The sequence below is a fragment of the Microbacterium sp. MEJ108Y genome (assembly GCF_000834175.1).
Lineage (GTDB): Bacteria > Actinomycetota > Actinomycetes > Actinomycetales > Microbacteriaceae > Microbacterium > Microbacterium forte.
In genome coordinates, this window is the sequence record NZ_JXQX01000041.1 from 1 (window position 1) to 20,657 (window position 20,657).

The window sequence follows — 20,657 nt, forward strand, 5'->3', positions numbered from 1 at the left end:
TGCAGCTCATCTTGGACGCGATCCTCAACCCGAAGGGCGACGGGCCGCCGATGCCCGGGGTGTTCTTCGCGCCGAGCGGGGCCCCCGGTGCCGACACCGATTCTTCGGACACCGACTCTTCGACTGGTGCCGCTGCTGGTGCTGGTGCCGGTTCTGGCGTCGACGCTGACGCCGAGAGGGGGCGCGATCCGGAGGAGACCGATCCGTTCAACTCCGACCCGCGCTCTGTGCTCGATGACCGCACCGCGGCGCAGAAGCGCCACGACGCCCTGACCGCAGCGCTCGGCATCGCGGCCCGGCACAAGGACATGCCCACCCTCGGCGGCGCATCACCGGTCGTCGTCGTCACCGTCGACGCGAACGACCTCGCCACCCACGCCACTCATGCCACCGGTGCTGCCTTCGGAGGCGCTGCCTTCGGAGGTGCCGGCGCTGCGGCCGGGGCGAGCGGCAATGGTGGGTGGGCGACGATCCCCGGCTCCGGTGCCCATGTTCCCGTCTCTGTGGCCGCGCAGGTCGCATGCAGCGGAGCGATTCAGCGCGTCCTCATGGACGAGGGGCGGATCATCGGGATCACGACCACGGATCGGATCTTCACCGTGCACCAGCGTCGGGCGATCATCGCCCGCGACAAGGAGTGCCTGATCCCCGGATGCCACGTCCCCGCCTCATGGTGTGAGATCCACCACGTCACCGAACACGCCAGGGGCGGCCCGACGCACACGGATAACGGTGTGCCGTTGTGCTGGTGGCACCACCGCTCCCTCGGCACCTCAGGGTGGGAGATCCGGATGAACGACGGCCTCCCGCAAGTGCGCGGACCGGCATGGTGGGATCCCGCCCAGCAGTGGCGCACCCCACGACTCAGCCTGCCGTCACCCGCTCGAGTGCGCCGCACCTCACTTCGCATCTGAGCGCGTTTCGCTCGATGAACTTCGAGTAGAAGCGGTAGAACACGAGCCCGGAACCCATCGGTTGACGCGCGCCGTCACGTGACACCCTCCCTCGCGTGACACCCTCCCTCGCGTGACACTCATCATCACGTGGCTGTCACCACTGCGTGGCACCCAATACCGAGCACCGAGCACCGAACACCGAACACCGAACACCGAACACCGAGCACTGATCGCCGCACAGCGACCACTGGTTGTCGGCTCTCCACATTCGTATCTGACGTCACAAGGTGTCCTAGAGCCGAGCCCGGCGGGTTGGCTGGTGACTGTCACAGCGCATCCGGCACGATCCCCCCCACCGGTGTTCGGCACCATGAGAAAGGCAAGACCATGCCCACGGGCTCCCTCGAGGAACAGCTGAGGCCGCAGCTTCTCAGCGGTCTCGCCTACGAGCGACTGCTCGCCGAGATCGTGAGCGGCCGTCTTCCTCCCGGGCAGCGGCTGCGTCTCGACCTGCTCGCCCATGCCTGGGCTGTGTCGCGCACCCCGGTGCGCGAGGCTCTGCAGAGACTGGTCGACATGCGATTCGTGCAGGTGTCGCCGAGCGCAGGGACCCGCGTCGCAGAATGGTCGTCCGTCGACATGGTCGAGCGCGCTCACGTCGTCGGTCGCCTGATCGTCGAGAAGACGTGCAGCGGCCCGCCCGTGCCGATGCGCGAACAGGCTCCTCGGTTCGCCGAAGGCGCCTGTGAACTGCTCGGATACCTCGAACTCGCCGAACACCTCATCTCGCGGGAACTCGGCCGCCTCGGCACGAGGATCGTCCGCGATCACATCGACCCCCTCCGGCTGTTCGTGGACTCGCAGACCGCGAGTCGTCACGGCGTGGACCTCGACGCGGATCGCACTTCGCGCCGCGACCTCCTTTCGGGCGCCCTCGACGCCATCGAGCGACAGGAGCCCGTCGCGGCCCTTGAAGCACTCGACGCGTTCTCGGCATCCTTCATCGACGCGCTCGGATCCGGAACCGCGCGAACCGCCGCTCAGCCGCAACCCCAGACCCCGGACATCTTCTTCTGAGGGCATGCGAGCGCCGGCGCAGCGATCCGTCCCGGGTGTCCGTGGCGACGGCTAGCGTGGACACATGACGTCACTGATCGCCGGCCCCGACCGACGCGAGCGATGCGGCTGGGTTGGCGACGACCCGGAATACCGCCGGTATCACGACGAAGAGTGGGGCACGCCCCTGCATGGGGATCGGGCGCTGTTCGAGAAGATGGCGCTCGAGGGTTTCCAGGCGGGGCTCTCGTGGATCACCATCCTCCGCAAGCGCCCCCGCTTCCGCGAGGTCTTCGCCGGATTCGTCCCTGAGCTGGTCGCCGAGTTCGATGAGTCCGACGTGGAGCGCCTCATGGCGGATGCGGGGATCATCCGCAACCGGGCGAAGATCGAGGCCACGATCGGCAACGCGCGTATCGTCCGCTCGATGGCAGAGGGCGAGCTCGATGAGCTGATGTGGTCGTTCGCGCCGGCGCCCGGCATCCGCCCCGCGTCCTTCGCAGATGTTCCGGCGGTGACGCCGGAGTCGACGGCGATGAGCAAAGAGCTGCGCCGTCGAGGCTTCAGGTTCGTCGGGCCGACCACCATGTACGCCCTGATGCAGTCGGCCGGCATGGTCGACGACCATGTGGTGGGATGCTGGCGCGCCTGACCAGCAGCATCGGCCCAGACCGCCTTCGAGATCATCCATGCCCTCGATATACTCGTTGATCGGGGGGATCGTCCAGCGCAGCGCGCAGGGCGAATGCAGAGCGCGGTCTCCCATCCGACCGTGAGGAGCATGGGTGGCCACGCGCATGGCATCGACACCGCCGACGCTGGCGGGGTACAGCTATGTGCGCCCGCTGGGTTCCGGTGGGTTCGCCGACGTCTTCCTGTATGAACAGGACATGCCGCGTCGCGTCGCCGCTGTGAAGGTGCTGCTGGCGGATGCGGTGAACCGCGAGGTGCTGCGCACCTTCAACGTCGAGGCCGACATCTCCGCGAGGCTCAGCGCACACCCCTCGATCGTGACGATCTATCAGGCGTCGATCTCTGCCGACGGCCGTCCGTACTTCGCCATGGAGTACTGCCCCGACACCATGAGCGCTCGCTACAAGAAGGCGCCACTGGCGCTCGCCGACGTGCTCGACACCGGGGTGCGTATCGCGGGTGCGCTCGAGACGGTGCACAGGGCGGGGCTCCTGCATCGCGACATCAAGCCGTCGAACGTGCTGATCAACTCCCTCGGGGCTCCCGTGCTCGCCGACTTCGGCATCGCCGCAGCCGTGATCGACGAGGGCGACGGAGAGACGATCGCGATGTCGGTGCCGTGGAGCTCGCCCGAAGTGCTGCAGGAGCGCGTCTCCGGGTCGGTGCCGAGCGAGATCTGGAGCCTCGGTGCCACCCTGTACACGCTGCTCGCCGGAAGGAGCCCGTTCGAGAGAGCGGACCGCGGCTCCAATTCACGCGATCAGCTCACCGATCGGATCATCAAGGCGCGTTACACGGCGGTGCCCGTCGACGGCATCCCTCCGATCATCGACGAGATCTTCGCGACCGCGATGCACCGTGATCCCGCCAAGAGGTTCGCGAGCATGGCCGACTTCGCCGAACGACTCCGCTGGGCGCAGTACGAGCTCGGACTGCACCCGACGGCGTTCGAGGCGGCATCCGCCGAGTGGGCCGCCGCGGCTCCCGTCAGCTTCTCGGACGCCACGGCCCGTGGCCCGGTGATCACGACGGTCGCACCCGACTCGCGACGTGCCGAGCGTGCCGCACGGCAGCAGGCGATGCCGCGCGACCGCGACGACCTGCCCGCAGCGCGTGCGAAGACCCGCTCCCCACTCGTCGCCGGTGTCATCGGCGCGCTGATCGGAGCCGCGGTGCTCGCCGCAGTCGGCCTCGGCGCCCTCCACCTCACCGGGGTTCTGTGATGGCGATCGGCGATCGCGCGCGTGCGGAGGCGAACCCCCGATCACGGGGACGCCTGATCACGGCGATCTCCGGCATCGCCGCTCTGGCGGTGGTGCTCACCCTCGCCATCACCGCGCAGGGCTACCAGTCGCAGGAGGTGCCCCGGCTCGAGTCGTCGGTCTGGGTCATGCGCGACAGCGGTCAGTACGCACGCGTCAACACCGAGCTCGCCGAGATCGACACGGTGCGCAACGTCGACGACCCGGAGGCGGTCTGGCAGAACGGCTCCGCGGCCGTGGTCTATGCGCAGGGCAACCGGCAGCGCTGGGACGTAGACCCTGCAAGCCCCGCCGATCTGCTCTCCGACTCGTCGGAGGAGGGCACGCCGATCGCTTCCGAGCCGACGCCGGCGGGCACGCGGGAGATCCTCTCCGCCGGGGCCCACGTGGCCTATCGCACCGACACCGGTCAGGTGTCGGTGACCACGCTTGACGCCGGCGCGGCCACCGCTCTCGTCGACCCGTTCGCGGGCGTCGAGGTCGAAGAGGGCGAAGATCCCCCGACATACACGGCGGATGCGATCGGACTGTCGCCCGAAGGACTGCTGGTGCTCTATTCCTCGGACGAGGGCGCGATCCGGCGGTTCGACATCGACGAGCACAGCTTCCTCGGCGATCCCGAGTCCGTCTCCGCAGCTCCGGATGCCGCCGAGGGTCTGACCCTCACGGTCGTGGGAGACCGCTGGGCGATGCTCCAGACGGGCACCGGCGAGCTGTGGCTCCAGGGGCGCGACGAGCCGCTCGAGCTCGATGTCGCCGAGGATGCGCGCCTGCAGGAGGGCGCCGACTCCGGCGAGGTCGTGGTGATCGCCGACTCCGACGGCCTCGTGTCGGTCGACCTCGCCTCGGGTGAGCCCGAGCGCGTCGCGGAGGCGTCGGGCGTCCCGGCCACTCCTGTCGTCGTGGCAGGCGAGACCTACGCGGCCTGGCTCGACACCGGTGCGGGAACCCTGTGGGCGGACGGCGAGAGCGTGCCGCTGCGTGTTCCGGACGGGGCCCTCGACTCGTCGACGATCGAACCGGTGTTCCAGGAGAACGGTGATCGCGCGGTGCTGAGCGAGATCGGCACCGGACTCATCTGGACGGCCCCCGACGGCGTCCTCATCCCGCTCGAGCAGTGGGCGATCGAAGACGATACCGAGCAGCAGGAGGGCACGATCATCGTCGAGGACGTGGCCGAGCAGATGCCGCCCGTCGCCGTCGACGACGCGTTCGGCGTGCGCGCGGGTGAACAGGTGATCCTGCCGGTGCTGCTCAACGACCACGATCCGAACAAGAAGGACGTGCTGTCGATCGACCCCGACTCGGTGTCGGGCGGACTCGGCGATCCCGCGTTCGGCGACCTGACTCTCGTCGCCAATGGGCAGTCGCTCGTCGTCAATGTCACGGCGGGATCGGGGCAGGCCAGCTTCACCTATGCGGTCACCGACGGTGCCGCCATATCGTCGCCGGCGACAGTGACGCTGACCGTCGTCGACGAGGACGCCAACTCCGCGCCCGTGTGGTGCGGGGTCGACGCGTGCCAGCAGGAGTGGCCGACACCGCAGCTTCTTCCCGGTGGCAGCACCGTCGTCTCGGCGCTGTCGGGCTGGGTCGACCCCGAGGGCGACCCGTTCGTGCTCAGCGATGCCTACGAGACCGACTCCTCGTCGCCCGTCATGGTCGTGCCCATGGCAGACGGACGGGTGGCCATCCGCCACACCGACCCCAACGCCGCCGATGCGGTGATCTCGGTCACCGTCGTCGTCGAGGATGTGCACGGTGCGACGGCCGAGAAGACCCTCGATGTCCAGGTCACCGGCAGCCCGGCCCTGGTCGCCTCGCCCGTGGCGCTGACCGCCCGAGTCGGAGAGCTGCAGTCGGTCCGCATCTCCGACCACCTGTCCGGAGGATCCGGCTCGTACCGTCTGGTCGACGCCGTGCAGACCGCCGCGACCGCTCAGGGCCTCGAGGTCAACCCCAACGCGGCGTCGGGCACCGTCGAGATGACGGTGGCCGAACCCGGTCAGTACGTCGTGACCTACACCGCCCAGGACGTCTCGACCCAGGCGGAGCAGTCGGCGGTCATCCGCATCACGGCCGTCGACGGATCCGCAGGCCTCGCGATGGCACCTCTGACCGCGTTCGTGCGCGAAGGCGAGGACACGACCGTCGATGTGCTCCGTGCCGTGCAGAACACCAGTGGGCGAGTGCTCATGCTGGCGGATGCCGTGAGCTCGACGCCTCAGCTCGGCGTGCGTGTGGTCGGCAACGAGAGCATCCGCGTCAACGGCACCACGGAGGACGGCGAGCCCGGGGTGATCGGCAAGGCCACCGTGACCGTCGCCGACGGAACCGGAGCCGCGGTGCAGGGAACGGTCACGGTCTTCCTCACTCCGCCGTCGACCGTCACCCGGCCGATCGTGTTCCCCGATGCGATCACCGTCCGTGCCGGTTCACTCACGCGCATCAACGTCGCGGCGAACGACGTGGCCCCGCGCGGTGAACCCCTGGTCGTGCTCCCCGAGGTGACCGGCTCAGGTGAGTCCGGAGAGCTCGTCTTCGCCGATCGCAACGCGCTGCGATACCTCGCACCCACGACGCCGGGCACCTACCGCCTCACGTACTCGGTGTCGCTCGAGCGCAATCCTGCTCTCTCCGACAACGGCGTCGTGACGGTCACGGTCGTTCCTCCGGGCACGAACCGCGCGCCGACACCCTCGACACTGACGGGTCGGGTCCTCAGCGGTCAGACGGTGTCGCTGCCGGTGCCTGCGACCGGCATGGACAGCGACGGCGACCGCGTGGCCCTCGCGGGCATCGACCAGCCCCAGAAGGGCTATGGCACGGCGACGATCTCGGCCGACGGAGACGCGATCGTCTACCGGGCACCGGCGGCCGGCGTCGACGGCGGTCAGGTGACGTTCCGCTACACGGTGCGCGACCCTCAGGGCGAGCAGGGGACAGGCGTGGTCCGCGTCGGCGTGCTCGACGCCGACATCGACGACGCGGCTCCCGTGACCTTCAGCGACTACGTGCGGGTCGAGGCAGGATCGACCACTCCGATCGTGCTGGACCCGCGTCTCAACGACCTCGACCCGGCGCAGAGCGAGCTCGAGATCACCGAACTCGTGCCCAACGCGCCTCCGGTCAAGGGCAACCCGCTGTACGACCGCCTGAATGCGCTGATCGACTCGGACACCTCTCTCGAAGACGGCCGCGTCGTTCTCCGTGCGGGAGACACGGCAGGCACGAACTCCTACTTCTACACCGTCAAGTCCTCGCGCACGTCGAGCACGTCGCAGGGGCTCATCGTGGTCACCGTGACCGACGGCGCGGTCGCCGATCAGCCGAGCGTCGCCGACACCGTGCTCACCGCGCGCGACCGGGAAGACCTCCCGGAGCGGGGCATCGACGTCGTGACCGACCGTGTGAGCTGGCCGTCAGGCGATGCCTCCTCGCTCACGCTGAGTCTGTGGGGTGACCAGCCCGGATTCACGGTGCAGGGCGACCGCATCGTGGGCGCGGCGCCGGAAGACGGCGCGCTGGTGCCGTTCCAGCTCAAGGGCAAGGGGTCGGGAGGCAGAGACGTGGTCGCCTACGGGTTCCTGCGCATTCCCGCCTTCGACGACATGCAGGTGCAGCTGAAGCCCGGCACGACCCCCGTCGTGGTCGACGAGGACGCGTCTGTCTCGTTCGATGCGGCCGACTATGTCGATCTGATCGCCTCGGATGCCGTCGAGGTGGGCTCCGGCCAGTTCAGCGCCCAGCGCGCGGCGGCGTCGTGCTCAGCCGAGGGCTCGGGCGAGGTGACCTACCGAGCCGGCCGGGAAGCGCCCTGGTCGGACACCTGCCTCGTTCAGGTGCGGCTGCAGGGGCAGGAGCGCTGGTCGTTCATCGATGTGCCGATCAGCATCCGCCCTGCGGAGCCACAGCTGCTGCTGTCGTCGATCTCGCACACGATCGCTCCCGGAACCACCGAGACGGTCGACATGTACTCGAACATGGCCGCCTGGGAGGGCGGCCGCGAGGGGGACGCCGGATCGCTCGAGTACCGGATCGTGTATTCGGGATCGGCCTTCATCGTCACGCGCACCGGTTCTCAACTGACCATCGAAGCGCGAGCGGACGCCAGACCGGGCAACACCGAGAACGTGAGCGTCACCGTGCCGCAGTACGGTGAGCCGTCGGCATCCGTCCGCCTGGTCGTCGGCGCGGCGCCGCCCGATGCGCCGCGGGGCGCGACCTTCACGACGCAGTGCATCGTCACGAACCCGAGCTGCACGATCGATGTCGTCGACGTCGCGGGGGAGTACGATCCGTTCGCGGGCAAGCCCGGATCGGGGCTCCGACTGATGTCGCTCGGCGGGGGCTCACGGTGCGATGTCGCATCGGTCTCGACCTCGGGGAGCACGTCCATCACTGCGACCTGGCCCGGCGGAGGGCAGGCGCCCGGGGGCCAGTGCATCATCCCGTTCATCGTGTCGGATGCGCAGGGACGCACCGGCACCGGAACCCTCACCCTCGATCTGCAGGGCTTCCCGCAAGCGCCCGCCAGCGTGACGACCGTCGGATTCACACGCTCGACCGTGGTGCTGGACGTGCCGCTCGGCGAAGCGGGGCGCGCGCACCCCGGCGTCACCGGTGTGACGATCCTGCAGGACGGCTCCCCGGCGAACGCGTCATGCAGCCCGGCGGGAGGCGTCTACCGCTGCACGGTGAACGGGCTCGTCAACGGAGCGCCGCATGTCTTCACCGCGGCGGCCGTCAACGCGGTCGGAACCTCAGCGGCCACGTCACCGCACACCAGCTGGGCGTATGCCGCCCCCGAGGTGTCGAACGCGACCGCCATGCCCGTCTACCGCCCCGACGGCACCGAACGCGGACGCGGCATCGTCGAACTCGCGATCGCCGCGTCAGACGACTCGCTGTCCTTCCGCATCGAGGAGACCGGCCAGGTCATCAACCGCACCGGCGCGACGACCTCGGCCGAGATCGCGCTGTCTCCCGGCCCGCAGAACATCACGATCGTGCCGATCAGCCAGTTCCAGCCGCCGACGGGCGACGGCGGCAATGAGGGCGGCGCCTTCCACACGTCGGTCACGGCCGCGGGAACCGTCTACTTCGACCCCGCGGGCACGCAGGCGAAAGCGACCTCCAACACGTCGATCGATGTCTCCGGCGTCGCTGCGCAGCCCAACGGCAGCGCCCTCGGAATCGACGTCGTCTACCTTGCGTGGCGCTCGGGCGATGCGAGCTGCAGCGCCGACGGAAACGGGCGGCTGCGGATCTCGGGCGCGGAGGCGCAGTCGTCCTCTCCCGCGTTTACCGGACTCGCCGAATACTCCACTTATAACGTCAAGGCCTGTGCCTCGAACGGGTTCGGCGTGTCCGAGTCGAACACCACGCAGGTCTTCACCTTCACTTTCGTCGAGGGTCCGAAGGGCAAGACCAACTACACGGTCGCGACCCAGCCCTCGGTCGAGGGCAACCGCTATTCCTATGGCCTGGAGTCGCCGCCCGAGATCGGTGCGCGAGACGGCTTCATCGCGCGGTACAACCTGTACGGATCGTGGTTCGAGAACTTCGAGCTGAGCCCCGATGCTTCGCCGCTGCCGGTCGTCGCGCGCTCCTGCCACTCGGTGCTGACCACCTACTGCTCCGATCCGATCGAGATCACCGCGAGGACCGTGCCTACGGTGGTGGTCGTGCAGTTCCAGGAGTGCGTACCGGCGAACCCTGGTGACCTGTTCGTCGTCAGCCGCGCTGCGCGCGGTTCGTACTCGACCATCCTCACCCCGAACATCGTCGACGGGACCTCCGTGATCGACGCGAGGATCACCTGGACGGGGGCCTACGCTCCGCTCAAGCCGATCACGCACCGCGCGCCGCTGTGCACGCAGCCGGATCCGGTCGACCCGCCTGCCCCCGTCCCGTCAGGCCCTGCCGAACCGGCCGACCCCGAGGGATGAGCGCGCTCAGATGACGACTCCCTACACCCCACCGCCCTGCACCGCGCAGGTGCCCGAGACGAATACGGTTGCCCTATGCCTGCTCCCTCCGTCGCTCCCGTGACCATCGCTCCCGAACAGGCCTCCTGGTTCGCGGAGACGTTCTCGATCCTCGCCGCCAACGTCGAACAGGCGATCCTCGGCAAGCGGCATGTCATCGAGCTGGCGCTCGCCGCGGCCGTCAGCGGCGGGCATGTGCTGCTCGAGGACTTCCCCGGCACCGGCAAGACCGCTCTCGCCCGAGCCATCGCCCAGACCGTCACGGGCACGAGCACGCGCATCCAGTTCACCCCCGACCTGCTTCCGGGCGATGTGACAGGCATCACCGTCTACGACCAGAAGGAAGGGGCGTTCGAGTTCCACGCCGGCCCCGTCTTCGCGAACATCGTGCTCGCGGACGAGATCAACCGGGCGAGCCCGAAGACGCAGTCGGCGCTGCTGGAGGTCATGGAAGAGGGCACGGTCACGGTCGACGGTGTCACGCGTCCTGTTCCTTCGCCCTTCCTCGTCATGGCGACGCAGAACCCGATCGAGCAGGGCGGCACCTACCGCCTGCCTGAGGCGCAGCTCGACCGCTTCATGATCAAGACGTCGATCGGCTACCCCGACGAGGCCGCGACCATGCGCATCCTCCAGGGCGCCGCACAGCCGAAGCATGTGCTCGACGGCATCGTCGGCACCGACACCATCCTCACGATGGCCGAGATGACGCGCGGCGTGTATGTGAATCCGCTGGTGTCCGACTACATCATGCGCATCGTCGATGCGACGCGTCGCGCCTCCGAGGTGCGCCTCGGCGCCAGCGTGCGAGGTGCGATCGCGCTCTCGCGCCTCGTGATGACGTGGGCGGCGAAGAACGGCCGCACGTTCGCCACCCCCGACGACGTCCGAGAGCTCGCGGTCGTGGCACTCGCCCACCGCCTCGTGCTCGAACCGGAGGCCGAATTCGACGGCGTCACCGCGGTCGCCGTGGTGGGGCAGATCCTGCTCGACGTCGAGCCGCCGCGCGAGAACGGCACTGCGTGAGCTTCAGCACCGAGTCCCGTCTGACGCGCACCACGGCGGGCACCAGCACGTCGACGCGTACGTCGACGGTCACGCGATACGACCGCACACGACGAGGGCCCGTCCGCGGCGCCGTCTTCGGTGTCCGTCGTGCCGCTCGCACGACGCGTCGCGCGGCCCGCACGGCTGTCGCGTGGGTGCGCGAGACGGTCACGTCGGCCGGGATGCTGGTCGTCGTGGCGCTCGTGCTCTGCATCGCCGCCGGACTGCTCTTCGGGTGGGTCGAGGCATGGGCGGTGGCTGCGATCGCGCTCGTGCTGCTGATCGCGTGCGTCCCCTTCATCCTGGGGACCCACGACTATCGCATCGAGCTGACGCTCGACCGCGATCGCGTGGTCGCGGGGGCGGAGATCGGCGCGACGCTCGATGTGCGCAACAACAGCGAGCGCCTCTCGCTGCCGGGTATCGTCGACGTCCCCGTGGGGGAGGGGCTGGTCGAAGCACACGTTCCACTGCTGCGCCCCGCCGCCCACCACCGCGAGCAGCTCACGATCGCCGCGCACCGCCGCGGTGTCATCGACGTCGGACCCATGACCATCACCCGAGGCGACCCGATCGGCATCCTCCGACGCGAGCTGCGGTGGCCCGACGTCCAGCGCATCCATGTGCACCCTGTCACGGTTCCTCTGCCCAGCACGAGCGCGGGTCTGATCCGCGATCTCGAGGGAACGCCGAGCTCGACGCTGGTCGATGCCGACCTGTCGTTCCACGCGGTGCGCGAATACGTGGTGGGTGACTCGCAGCGGCACGTGCACTGGAAGTCGACCGCGAAGACCGGAAAGCTCATGGTGCGCCAGTACGAGGAGTCGCGTCATGCCCGCATCGCGATCATCCTCGACCTCGACACCGAGTCGTACGAGAGCGACGACGAGTTCGAGAACACGGTCAGCGCTGCCGCATCCCTGGCGCTTCAGGGCGTGCGCGACGGCCGCGATGTGCTCTTCTCGGTGAGCAACGAGATCCCCGAGCACAGCCGTGCCGAGGTGCTGTCGATCCGCACACTTCCCACTGTCACGCCCAAGGCGCTGCTCGACGCGACGTCGACCATCGACCCTGCCGACCGCGTGATGCGCCTCGAGGCGGTCGCCGCACTCACCGCGCAGTCCTACCCCGACCTGTCGATCGGGTTCCTGATGACGGGCTCGCGCATGCCGCTCGAGCGACTGCGTCATGCCGCGGTCAAGCTGCCGGCGGCGGTCGAGGCTGTCGCGGTGCGCAGCGAGCTGGGCGAGCAGCCCACGATGCGCACGGCACGCGAGCTCGCGGTGATGACCCTGGGCGCGCTGGGCGATCTTCCGCAGATGCTGGCTCGGGGAGCGCTGCGATGAGCGCGGCAGGCCCCCGGCGCGGCGTCGCAGGGTCGCGACGTTCGTTCGCGCTCTCGGCCCTGACTGTCTGGGCTCTCGGATACGTGCTGGTCGGCGTCGGCCTCGCGACGGCGGCCGCGTGGCCGGTCTACGAGGCCCCGCGCGCTCTGGCGGTCGGCCTGATCGGCGGACTGCTCGGCATGGCCGTCGCCGTGCTGACGCGGGTGCTCCGGTGGGGCATGCTGATCGGTTCTCTCGCGGCGGCCGGCACCTATCTGGTCGTCGCGGTTCCGCTCGCGATCCCCTCGGCACTCTCGTCGATCCCTGCTTTCCTCGGCGGACTCCGGGATGCCGTGCTCGGGATCGCACTCGGGTGGAAGCAGATGCTGACGCTGAACCCGCCGCTCGGCGAGTATCAGGCGGTGCTGATCCCGTTCCTCGTCGTGATGCTGTTCGGCACGTTCATCGCGACCCTCCTCGTGCTCGAGGGCGGTCGTCGCGCCACGATCGCGGTTCCCGTCGTGACCGCGATGAGCGTCTTCGGCATCGCCTTCGGGGTGAGCGGCACGACGGCTCCCGTCTCTGTGCTGGGCGTGGCGCTTCCGGCGCCGCGGGAATGGCTGATCGGCGTCGCGCTCTTCGTGACCTCTCTCGTCTGGCTGGTCGGTCGCTCGCGGCTGCAGCGTGCGCAGGCGCTGCGCACCGTCGCCGCGGCGAACATCTCGCGTCGGGCGACGCCTGTGTGGCTGACCATCCGGCGTCATCTGCTGTCGGCGGGGCTCGCCGTGGTCGCCCTGGTCGCCGGGTTCGCGGTCGCACCCGCAGCGGCCGGGTGGAGCGATCGCTCGGTTCTGCGCGACGAGGTCGAGCCCATGGTCGTCGTGCAGCAGCAGGCGAGCCCGCTCAGCGCCTACCGCTCGTGGTTCGCCGGCAGCACTCTCGACGACACTGTCGTGAAGATGGAGGGCGACCCCGGCGCGATCGAGCGCCTCCGGCTCGTCACCCTCGACTCGTACGACGGCGAGGACTTCCACATCGCCCCCGAGGACCGGTTCAGCAGATTGCCCCGCACGGCGATGCCGGGCGCCGGTCGCATGTCGCTCGAGATCACGATCGGCGACGCGTACCGCGGCATCTGGGTGCCGTCGCCCGCGGGTCTCGCCGAGGCGCCCGACTTCACCGGCGCGCGGGCGGATGCGCTCGCCGACGGCTTCCATGTGAACTCCGGCGGCGACACCGCGATCACCGTGGCAGAGGCGCCGGGCGGCGGAGAAGGGCTCGTCCCCGGTGACCGCTACACCGTGCTCGTGGACGCTCCCGGTGCCCCCGGCGAGGTCGCCGCGCTTCAGGGCTCCGCCTCTCACCTCGACACAGACCTGTATCCCGCGCTCACCGAGTGGGCCGAGATGCAGGAGCAGCCTCGCACGGGAGCCGGATACCTCGAGATCATCGATCGTCTGCGAGCGCGTGGCTACCTCAGCCATGCGCTCATCGACGACGACGCCGCGACGGGGTGGATCGCCTCGCTCGAGGAGTCCGAGGGATACGCGTTCGCGCCGAGCTATGCGGGGCACTCTGCCGCCCGCATCGAGGAGCTGTTCACCGACATGGTCGAGCAGGAGCGAAGGGCGGGGTCTGACGCCGCACCCGAGCTGCTGGTGTCCGCCGTCGGCGACGACGAGCAGTTCTCGGTGGCGGCTGCGCTGCTCGCCGAGCACTGGGGTCTCGAGTCCCGAGTCGTGATCGGGGCACGGCTCGCGGCGGCAGAAGAGGTTCCGGGCATTCCGGCCTGCACCGAGACCTGCACGGGCGCCAACATGAGCGCCTGGGTCGAGGTCAGGGGGTCCGGTGGAGAGTGGATGCCGGTCGACACCACGCCGCAGTACGCGATGCTGCCGAGCTCCATCACCGAGGGCGAGCAGCTGCCGGAGCACCCGACCGTGCCCGAGCAGCCGCGGTCCGAGGCGCTCGACCCGCCTCAGGCGCAGAGCGATTCGAACAACGACGCACCCCCGCTCGAGGCTCCGCAGTCGGAGGTGCTCGCCTTCCTGCTGCCGATCCTCAAGGCCGTGGGACTCAGCCTGCTAGCTCTCGCGCTGCTCGCTCTGCCGTTCCTGGTGCTGTTGTTCGCCAAGAGGCAGCGCGCCCGAACCCGCCGCACGGCGGAAGACCCCGAGGTGCGGCTGGCCGGAGCCTGGGAGGAGCTGGTCGACGTGTACGCCGATCACGACGTGGCGATGGACGCCGAGGGCACCCGAACCCAGCGCGCGCTGTCGACCGACCGCGAGGCCGCTGACCGCCTGGCGGTGCTCGTCGATCGCGCGGTCTTCGCCGAGCATCCTCCGACGAACGACGATGCGAGCGCCGCCTGGGCGATCGTGGATGCCGAGCGGGCTGAGCTGGCAGCATCCGGCAAGTGGTGGCACCGCATCGTCAGGCGTGTGCGGCCGACGTCGTTCATCGGACGCATGCGGGCTGCGAGCGGTGGAGGTTACGCCGGAGCCAGGCCCGCTCTCGCTACGCTCGGATTCACCGGGTCGTTCGGCGACCGGAAGAAGGGGAACTCATGATCGCACCCGTGGATAGCGGCTACGTGACGATGCTCGCCATCGTGGGAGGTGTCGGCGTGCTCGTCGGCCTCGCCGTCTACGTCTGGTACGCCTTGGCGCTGTCGCGTCTGTTCCCGCGCATCGACGGAGAGGGGTGGAAGGGCTGGGTGCCCGTCCTCAACGAGGCCGAGATCCTGGCGCGAGGCGGAGTTCCTGCGTGGTCGGTGGTCTTCTACTTCATCCCGATCGTGCAGCTGTACGGCATCTACCTCAAGGTCGTCGCGACGCACCGCATCAATCGGAGGTTCGGCAGGGGTGCCGGCATGACGGTGCTCGCCATCCTGCTGCCTCCGGTCTGGGCGACCATCCTCGCCTGGGGCACCCCGCCGCACCCCGAGGGCGAACGACTGGCCGCGCTGCAGCCTGGTCCTCGCCGCACCGCGCAGCCCGCTGCCGCGCCTGCCAGGGATGCGTCGGGGTACACGATCCCGTCGCTGGCTCCGCACACTCCGAGTCAGCCGGATGCCCCCGCGCTCGTGTTCCCCGACTACGCCGCGCCGACCCGTGCGAACGCGCCGTCTGACGCGCACGCCGGCGCCGTCGCGCCCGGCGCACCCTCGGATGCCGACGCCGTCGCTCCCTCTGCGTGGGGAGCGCCGCCGCAGAGACCGCAGTCGCCGGTCGGGCGCCCGCCGGTTCCCGGGGCTGCGCCTGTTCCCGGGGCCGCGCCTGTTCCCGGGGCTGCGCCCGCTCCTGGAGCGCCTCCCGTTCCCGGAGCACCGCCCGTTCCCGTCAACGGGCAGCCCCCGGCCGCCGGTGCGCCCGCTGCGTCGTTCGCGCCGCCCCAGCCTCCCGCTCCTGCCTACGGGCAGCAGCCTCCCGCTCCCGCCTACGGGCAGCAGCCTCCGGCACCGCAGTCTCCTGCGCCTGTGGCAGCACCTGCACCGCAGCCCCCTGCGCCTGCGACTCCTGCCGATCCGCACCCGACGACCGGGATCATGGCGGCAATGGGCGGCGACCCCGTGGCCGCGGGCACGCCGCAGCCCCCTGCGTCTCCGGCACCCGCCCCTGGCGACATCGCGGTGCAGCCGCCTGCGTCCCCGGCGCCCGCATCCGCGCCTGCGTCTCCGGCACCCGCATCCGCGTTTGCGGCCCCGTTCGGGACGTCGGGAGAGCACGCGCCTTCTTCGCCGCCCGTCGGAGAACCGCAGCGCGCGGTCCGACCCGCGCCGCCGTCGTTCCGCGACGGCGGGCACTCGGCCGAACAACCGCAGATGCCGACGATCCGTCCGGTCCCGTCATCCGCCGCAGATGTCCCTGCCGCCGCAGACGTCCCGGTCGCAGAGGCACCGCCCGCGCCCGCCGCTGATGCGCCTGATGCGCCTGCCGTGCCTGCCCCACAGTCTCAGGGGATGCCGTCGGGTGGGCTCGCGGCGGATGTCGACAAGACGGTCGTCACCCCGCGCCCGACGGACGACGTCGTCGTCGACGACCTCGACGCGACGGTCGTCGTCGCCCGCAGGCGCGGTGTGCGTCGCTCGCTGGTGCTCGACGACGGACGCAAGTTCTCGTTGTCGGGGGCGAGCGTCGTGATCGGACGCAACCCGATCGGCGAGCCGGGCGAGCAGCGGCTCGCGATCTCCGACACCACCCGCACGCTGTCGAAGACGCACGCTCGCCTCGTCGTGCACGACGACGAGTGGCGCCTCACCGATCTGCACGCCACGAACGGCGTCGTCGTGGTCGAGGAGAACGGCACCGAGACGCTGCTAGATCCGGGCGAGAGCGTGACCGGCAACGGCCGGTTCATCCTCGGCGAAGTGGGAATGCACGTGATGGCGGAGCGCGACTCGTGACGGTCTCGTCGGTCGTACTGAACGTCGCGTCCTTGACCGACACGGGGCTCAAACGCGCCGCGAACGAGGACTCCTTGCTCGTGGCATCCCCGGTCTTCCTCGTCGCAGACGGCATGGGCGGGCATGAGGCCGGCGACCGAGCGAGCGCCGCGGTGGTCGATGCGTTCGAGCCTCTTCGCGGGTCGGTGATCGAGGTCGCCGACATCGGCGACGCGCTGAGCCGAGCCTCGGCCGTCGTCGACGACATCTCCGCCGAGCACAAGCGCGGGGCGGGCACCACGGTGACGGGTGTCGCGCTCGTCGACCACGAAGGCGCACCGCACTGGCTCGTCTTCAACGTCGGCGACTCTCGCGTCTACCGGCACCACGCCAACGAGCTGACCCAGCTGACGATCGATCATTCGCTGGGGCAGGAGTTGGTGGATGCCGGTGAGCTCCGCGCAGAGGATCTCTCGTCGTTCTCGCAGCGCAACGTCATCACCAGGGCGATCGGGGCGCCGGACAGCACGGCCGACAGCTGGCTGCTGCCGGTGGTCGACGGTGAGCGGCTGCTGCTCTGCTCAGACGGCCTCAGCGGCGAGGTGAGCGACGAAGCGATCCGAGCCACCCTGACCATGAACGGGAGACCCGAGTCGGCCGCTGCGGCTCTCGTGAGCCGGGCGCTCAAAGCGGGTGGTCGCGACAACGTGTCGGTCGTCGTGATCGACGTGGTCTCGGGAGGAGCGAACACGCGTCCGGACGACAGCACGGCCGGTCGCGAGGCCGCATCCGCCTCTCTCACCGACTCGAGCCTCGAGGGCACGACGATCCCGGTCCGCGCCAGATGACCGACGACGAGTCCGAGGTCGACGAGACCGTCATGCTCACCCGTCGCGATCGGCGCCGGGGCGGGGTGGTCGTCGGTTCGCCAGCAGCGCCGAGCGAATCGGAGGCGGCTGTCGCGGACGGCGCAGCGGAGACCCACGATTCCACCGCGGCCGACGATTCTGAGGCGCCGGGCGATGTCGATGAGGCGACCGTCGTCGTCGACCGCCATCCGATCGCGGTCGACGAACCAGCCGGTGCCCTCGGGGAACCAGTGGATCCTCTCGGGGAACCAGTCGATCCTCTCGAGGAGGCGACCGTCGTCGTCGACCGGAGCCCGTCGAGGTCCGATTCGAGGTCGGATGTGCCGGACGGTGCTCGCGACGGGGAACGGGATCAGGAGCTCCCCGATGAGCCGACCGTGCTCGTCTCCCGGACTCCGCGCCGTGTGCGCAGGAAGCGATCGGAACGGCCCGAACAGGGCGACGCCGTCGGCGATCCCGCCCCCCTCACCGATCCCGTCACCGATCCCGTCACCGAGCCCGTCACCGATCCCAGTGCCGCAGCCGTCTCGTTCGAGGCGCCGACCGACGCTCCGGAGCCGGCGATCTACCGACCGCGTCCCGCGCCACTGGGCCCTTCCGCGCCGCCCGTGGTGATCGGCGCCGCCGCGCCCACCCGCGCGGTGGACCCGGAGCTGCCTTCGGTCACGAAGCAGGGACTGCGCTGGAGCGTGACCACCCTCTTCGCGTTCGCAGCGGCCTGTGTCGTCTCGGTCGCCGGACTGGTGGCACTGGGCTTCGTCGTCTTCGCCTGACACCCTCACCCGGATGGGCGCATCGCTCAGCGCCGAGGCTCTCCCACCGGCCGCTGGGCCGCCAGAGGGCCCTGGAGGGAGCGCGCCTTCCAATTGAGGATCAGGAGGGTTTCGAGAGCAGCGGAGAGCACCACGGCATAGACGAGAAGCACGGCCCATCCGTCGGAGCCCACGGCGGTGATGGCGGAGAAGACCATCGCGAAGACCACCACCAGCCCGACCAGCGCGATCAGGCGGTCCGTCGCCGCGCTCATCTCTGTGTGCCCGCCTCTCGCAGCGAGAACGAAGGCCCGAACCGCGGCGACGAGGAACGCGGCGCTGAGCAGCAGGTTGCTGGGGAGTGAGACCATCCCCGGCGCCGCTGTCTCCTTCCAGAGGTCGAGGGTCAGCAGCACGCCGATGAGACTGACGACCACCAGGATCGCCGCGACGATACCGCGCAGACGCGCGGAACGACGAACTCGGTCAGGCGGAGAACTCGTGGAAGACGTCATGCGATTCTCCTCTGCGGAACAGCTCGCCTCAGCTGGCTGCGAAGTCGGGCCATCCGGTCGCCTTCGCGGCGACGCCCGCGATCTGGCTCTTGGCCGAGTCGATGGCGTTGTCGAGCTGCACGTTGGCGCTGGCGATCTGGATCAGCGCCGCGGCGAGCGCGCCGACCATCGCAAGGATCCCGGCGGGTGCCGCGATCAGCGTCGCGAGAGCAGCGATGCCGGAGATGAGTCCGGCGACCAACGTTCCCAGCGTGGTCCACATCAGCGTCGTGAAGGTGTCGAGGCCGCCGGCCAGCTTCTCGAGTCCGCCCGCCACCGGGTTCACGATGGCGGATTCGAAGTCCGAGAGAGTCGTCCGCTGTGCGGCGGTGGTCTGCTCGTAGCGCTCAGCGCCCTTTCCGCCCCACTCCTCGTCGGTCTGCAGAGCGGAAGGATCGATCTGATCCTTCGCGTTCGAGAGCGGCGTGGCGAGGTCCGAGCGCCAGGTGCCGGCAAGGGCGCGGATCTGCTCACGGTAGCCGGGGCGCTCGTACGGGGCGGAGATGACATCCCAGAACTCGCCGAGACGCTCGGTGAGCCAGTTCCAGGCGTCCAACAGGCGGTCGGCCGCCCATTGCAGCCAATCCCAGACGTTCGAGAGAAGGTTGTTGACGTTGTTCCGTGCCTCTTCGATTCGCTGCTCGATGTCTTCGACCAGCTGACCCCAATCGGGGGTTCCCGAACCACTCACAGGGATGGACATTGACGCCTCCAGACGTTGCGGTCGACCCGCAGGTTCATTCGGACTTGGTTCACAGCTGCACGTCCCATGCGCCGTTGATCGTGCTGACCGTCTCGTCTTCGCGAGCGATGAACAGGTCGCGTACTTCGCGGAGGACCTGAGCGCCGTCAGCCGCTGCGGACGATCCGTCCGCAAGATATGTCGATACCGCGTCGACGATCTCGGTGTACTGAGCGTAGAGCTCGTCACCCTTCCAGCAGAACGCCGCATCCGAGGAACGCATCGATCCCGTGGCGGATGCTGCTGTCGAGAGCGTCGCCGAGACGCCATCCCACACCGTCGCATCGCTGCTGAGAGCTTCGGATGCGACCCTGATCTCTTCCGGTGAGAGCATCGTCTCAGCCTCCCCTTGTCAGCATTCTGATCATCTCGACCGGATCGGCCATTCCCTCGGCGTACTGCGCGAGCGGAGTGCCCTCGAAGGGGAGTGCCGGCGTCGCCGCGGCGACGGAGGTCTGGGCCTTCGAGAGAGCGGAGCGGATCGCGTCGGTGACGTCTCGGCCGTCGGCGGTGCGCAGCCAGGTCTCGTCGAGTCGGAGCCCCACGATCGTGCCCCTGCTGTCGAGATCGACCTGAGCGTTGCCGCCGCTGTCTTCGCCGCCGTGCACCTGAGCGGCGCGCTCGCTGAGCTGAGACAGGGTCGAGTTCAACTCCTTCGAGAATGTCTCGATGAATCGATTGACGTTGCGGTGGAAGACGTCGCCATCCGCAGACTCCACGAGCTCGTTGATCTCGTTCGCGGCGATGGCGGGCGAGGGCGCGGGCGGCGCCGCGACCTCGGGAGCGTCGTTGCTGAAGCTGGCTCCCCACGCGTGAAGACGAGCGAGGAGCACCGTGTTCACGGTCTCGAGAATGACGCCGGACAACTCTTCTGGGCGGATGGATGCGCGCCAGAAGGTGCCGATCGTGATCTCGATCGACGGATCGTCGAACCGGACGGAGACCTGTCCGGTCGGATCCTCGGCGGTCTCGGAGCCGGTCTGCTCGAGTGCCTCGCGCATCTGGACTGTCTTCTTCATGAGCTGATCGTGCAGCTCGTAGATCGCGTCGTTGTCGTGAGCCATGCAGTTTCCCCCCCCGGGTGAGC

The 20,657-nt window shown here is 69.4% G+C and carries 15 protein-coding genes; 11 read left to right on the top strand and 4 right to left on the bottom strand.

The features are described 5' to 3' along the window. The 11 genes from RU09_RS17725 to RU09_RS18640 form a co-directional block, all read left to right on the top strand. Nucleotides 1-914 (top strand): HNH endonuclease signature motif containing protein (locus RU09_RS17725; protein ID WP_042542222.1); only part of this gene is annotated, 914 nt, incomplete at its 5' end. A 369-nt stretch (nt 915-1,283) separates the two neighbouring features. Continuing rightward, nucleotides 1,284-1,973, top strand: a complete 690-nt coding sequence (locus RU09_RS18155; protein WP_052493029.1) for a GntR family transcriptional regulator — start codon at nt 1,284-1,286, stop codon at nt 1,971-1,973. Between the two features lie 64 nt (nt 1,974-2,037). Further along, nucleotides 2,038-2,604, top strand: a complete 567-nt coding sequence (locus RU09_RS17735) for a DNA-3-methyladenine glycosylase I (RefSeq protein WP_042542223.1) — start codon at nt 2,038-2,040, stop codon at nt 2,602-2,604. 133 nt (nt 2,605-2,737) lie between these two features. Next, entirely contained in the window at nt 2,738-3,868 is a 1,131-nt protein-coding gene (locus tag RU09_RS17740; RefSeq protein ID WP_228385641.1) for a serine/threonine-protein kinase, read from the top strand. Further along, nucleotides 3,868-9,858 carry an Ig-like domain-containing protein gene (locus tag RU09_RS17745; RefSeq protein ID WP_052493030.1) on the top strand — a complete coding sequence of 1,997 codons (5,991 nt, stop codon included), beginning with the start codon at nt 3,868-3,870 and terminating at the stop codon, nt 9,856-9,858. Before RU09_RS17740 ends, RU09_RS17745 begins: the two co-directional genes overlap by 1 nt. Before the next feature lie 99 nt (nt 9,859-9,957). After that, a complete protein-coding gene (locus RU09_RS17750; RefSeq protein ID WP_042542259.1) occupies nt 9,958-10,923 on the top strand; it encodes an AAA family ATPase in 966 nt (321 codons plus the stop codon). Further along, nucleotides 10,920-12,290: a DUF58 domain-containing protein gene (locus RU09_RS17755; RefSeq protein ID WP_042542225.1), complete on the top strand. Its 1,371-nt coding sequence runs from the start codon at nt 10,920-10,922 to the stop codon at nt 12,288-12,290. The genes RU09_RS17750 and RU09_RS17755 overlap by 4 nt, the downstream gene beginning before the upstream one ends. Continuing rightward, nucleotides 12,287-14,839 carry a transglutaminase domain-containing protein gene (locus RU09_RS17760; protein ID WP_042542226.1) on the top strand — a complete coding sequence of 851 codons (2,553 nt, stop codon included), beginning with the start codon at nt 12,287-12,289 and terminating at the stop codon, nt 14,837-14,839. The genes RU09_RS17755 and RU09_RS17760 overlap by 4 nt, the downstream gene beginning before the upstream one ends. Then, entirely contained in the window at nt 14,836-16,674 is a 1,839-nt protein-coding gene (locus tag RU09_RS17765) for a DUF5684 domain-containing protein (RefSeq protein WP_042542227.1), read from the top strand. The genes RU09_RS17760 and RU09_RS17765 overlap by 4 nt, the downstream gene beginning before the upstream one ends. Beyond that, nucleotides 16,671-17,501, top strand: coding sequence for a PP2C family protein-serine/threonine phosphatase (locus tag RU09_RS17770; protein WP_042542228.1), 831 nt, complete (start codon nt 16,671-16,673; stop codon nt 17,499-17,501). The genes RU09_RS17765 and RU09_RS17770 overlap by 4 nt, the downstream gene beginning before the upstream one ends. Further along, complete coding sequence (locus RU09_RS18640; RefSeq protein WP_042542229.1) at nt 17,498-18,295, top strand: hypothetical protein; 798 nt, start codon at nt 17,498-17,500, stop codon at nt 18,293-18,295. The genes RU09_RS17770 and RU09_RS18640 overlap by 4 nt, the downstream gene beginning before the upstream one ends. 26 nt (nt 18,296-18,321) lie before the next feature. Here RU09_RS18640 and RU09_RS17780 read toward each other — a convergent pair whose 3' ends face one another. Genes RU09_RS17780 through RU09_RS17795 form a run of 4 tightly spaced genes read right to left on the bottom strand, consistent with a single transcriptional unit; the run spans nt 18,322 to nt 20,634 of the window. After that, a complete protein-coding gene (locus RU09_RS17780) occupies nt 18,322-18,789 on the bottom strand; it encodes a hypothetical protein (RefSeq protein ID WP_042542230.1) in 468 nt (155 codons plus the stop codon). A 28-nt stretch (nt 18,790-18,817) separates the two neighbouring features. Continuing rightward, nucleotides 18,818-19,531, bottom strand: a complete 714-nt coding sequence (locus RU09_RS17785) for a hypothetical protein (protein ID WP_042542231.1) — start codon at nt 19,529-19,531, stop codon at nt 18,818-18,820. Nucleotides 19,532-19,580: 49 nt separating this feature from the next. Beyond that, nucleotides 19,581-19,904: a hypothetical protein gene (locus RU09_RS17790; RefSeq protein WP_042542232.1), complete on the bottom strand. Its 324-nt coding sequence runs from the start codon at nt 19,902-19,904 to the stop codon at nt 19,581-19,583. 4 nt (nt 19,905-19,908) lie between these two features. Then, nucleotides 19,909-20,634, bottom strand: a complete 726-nt coding sequence (locus tag RU09_RS17795) for a hypothetical protein (protein ID WP_042542233.1) — start codon at nt 20,632-20,634, stop codon at nt 19,909-19,911. Nucleotides 20,635-20,657 lie beyond the last annotated feature (23 nt).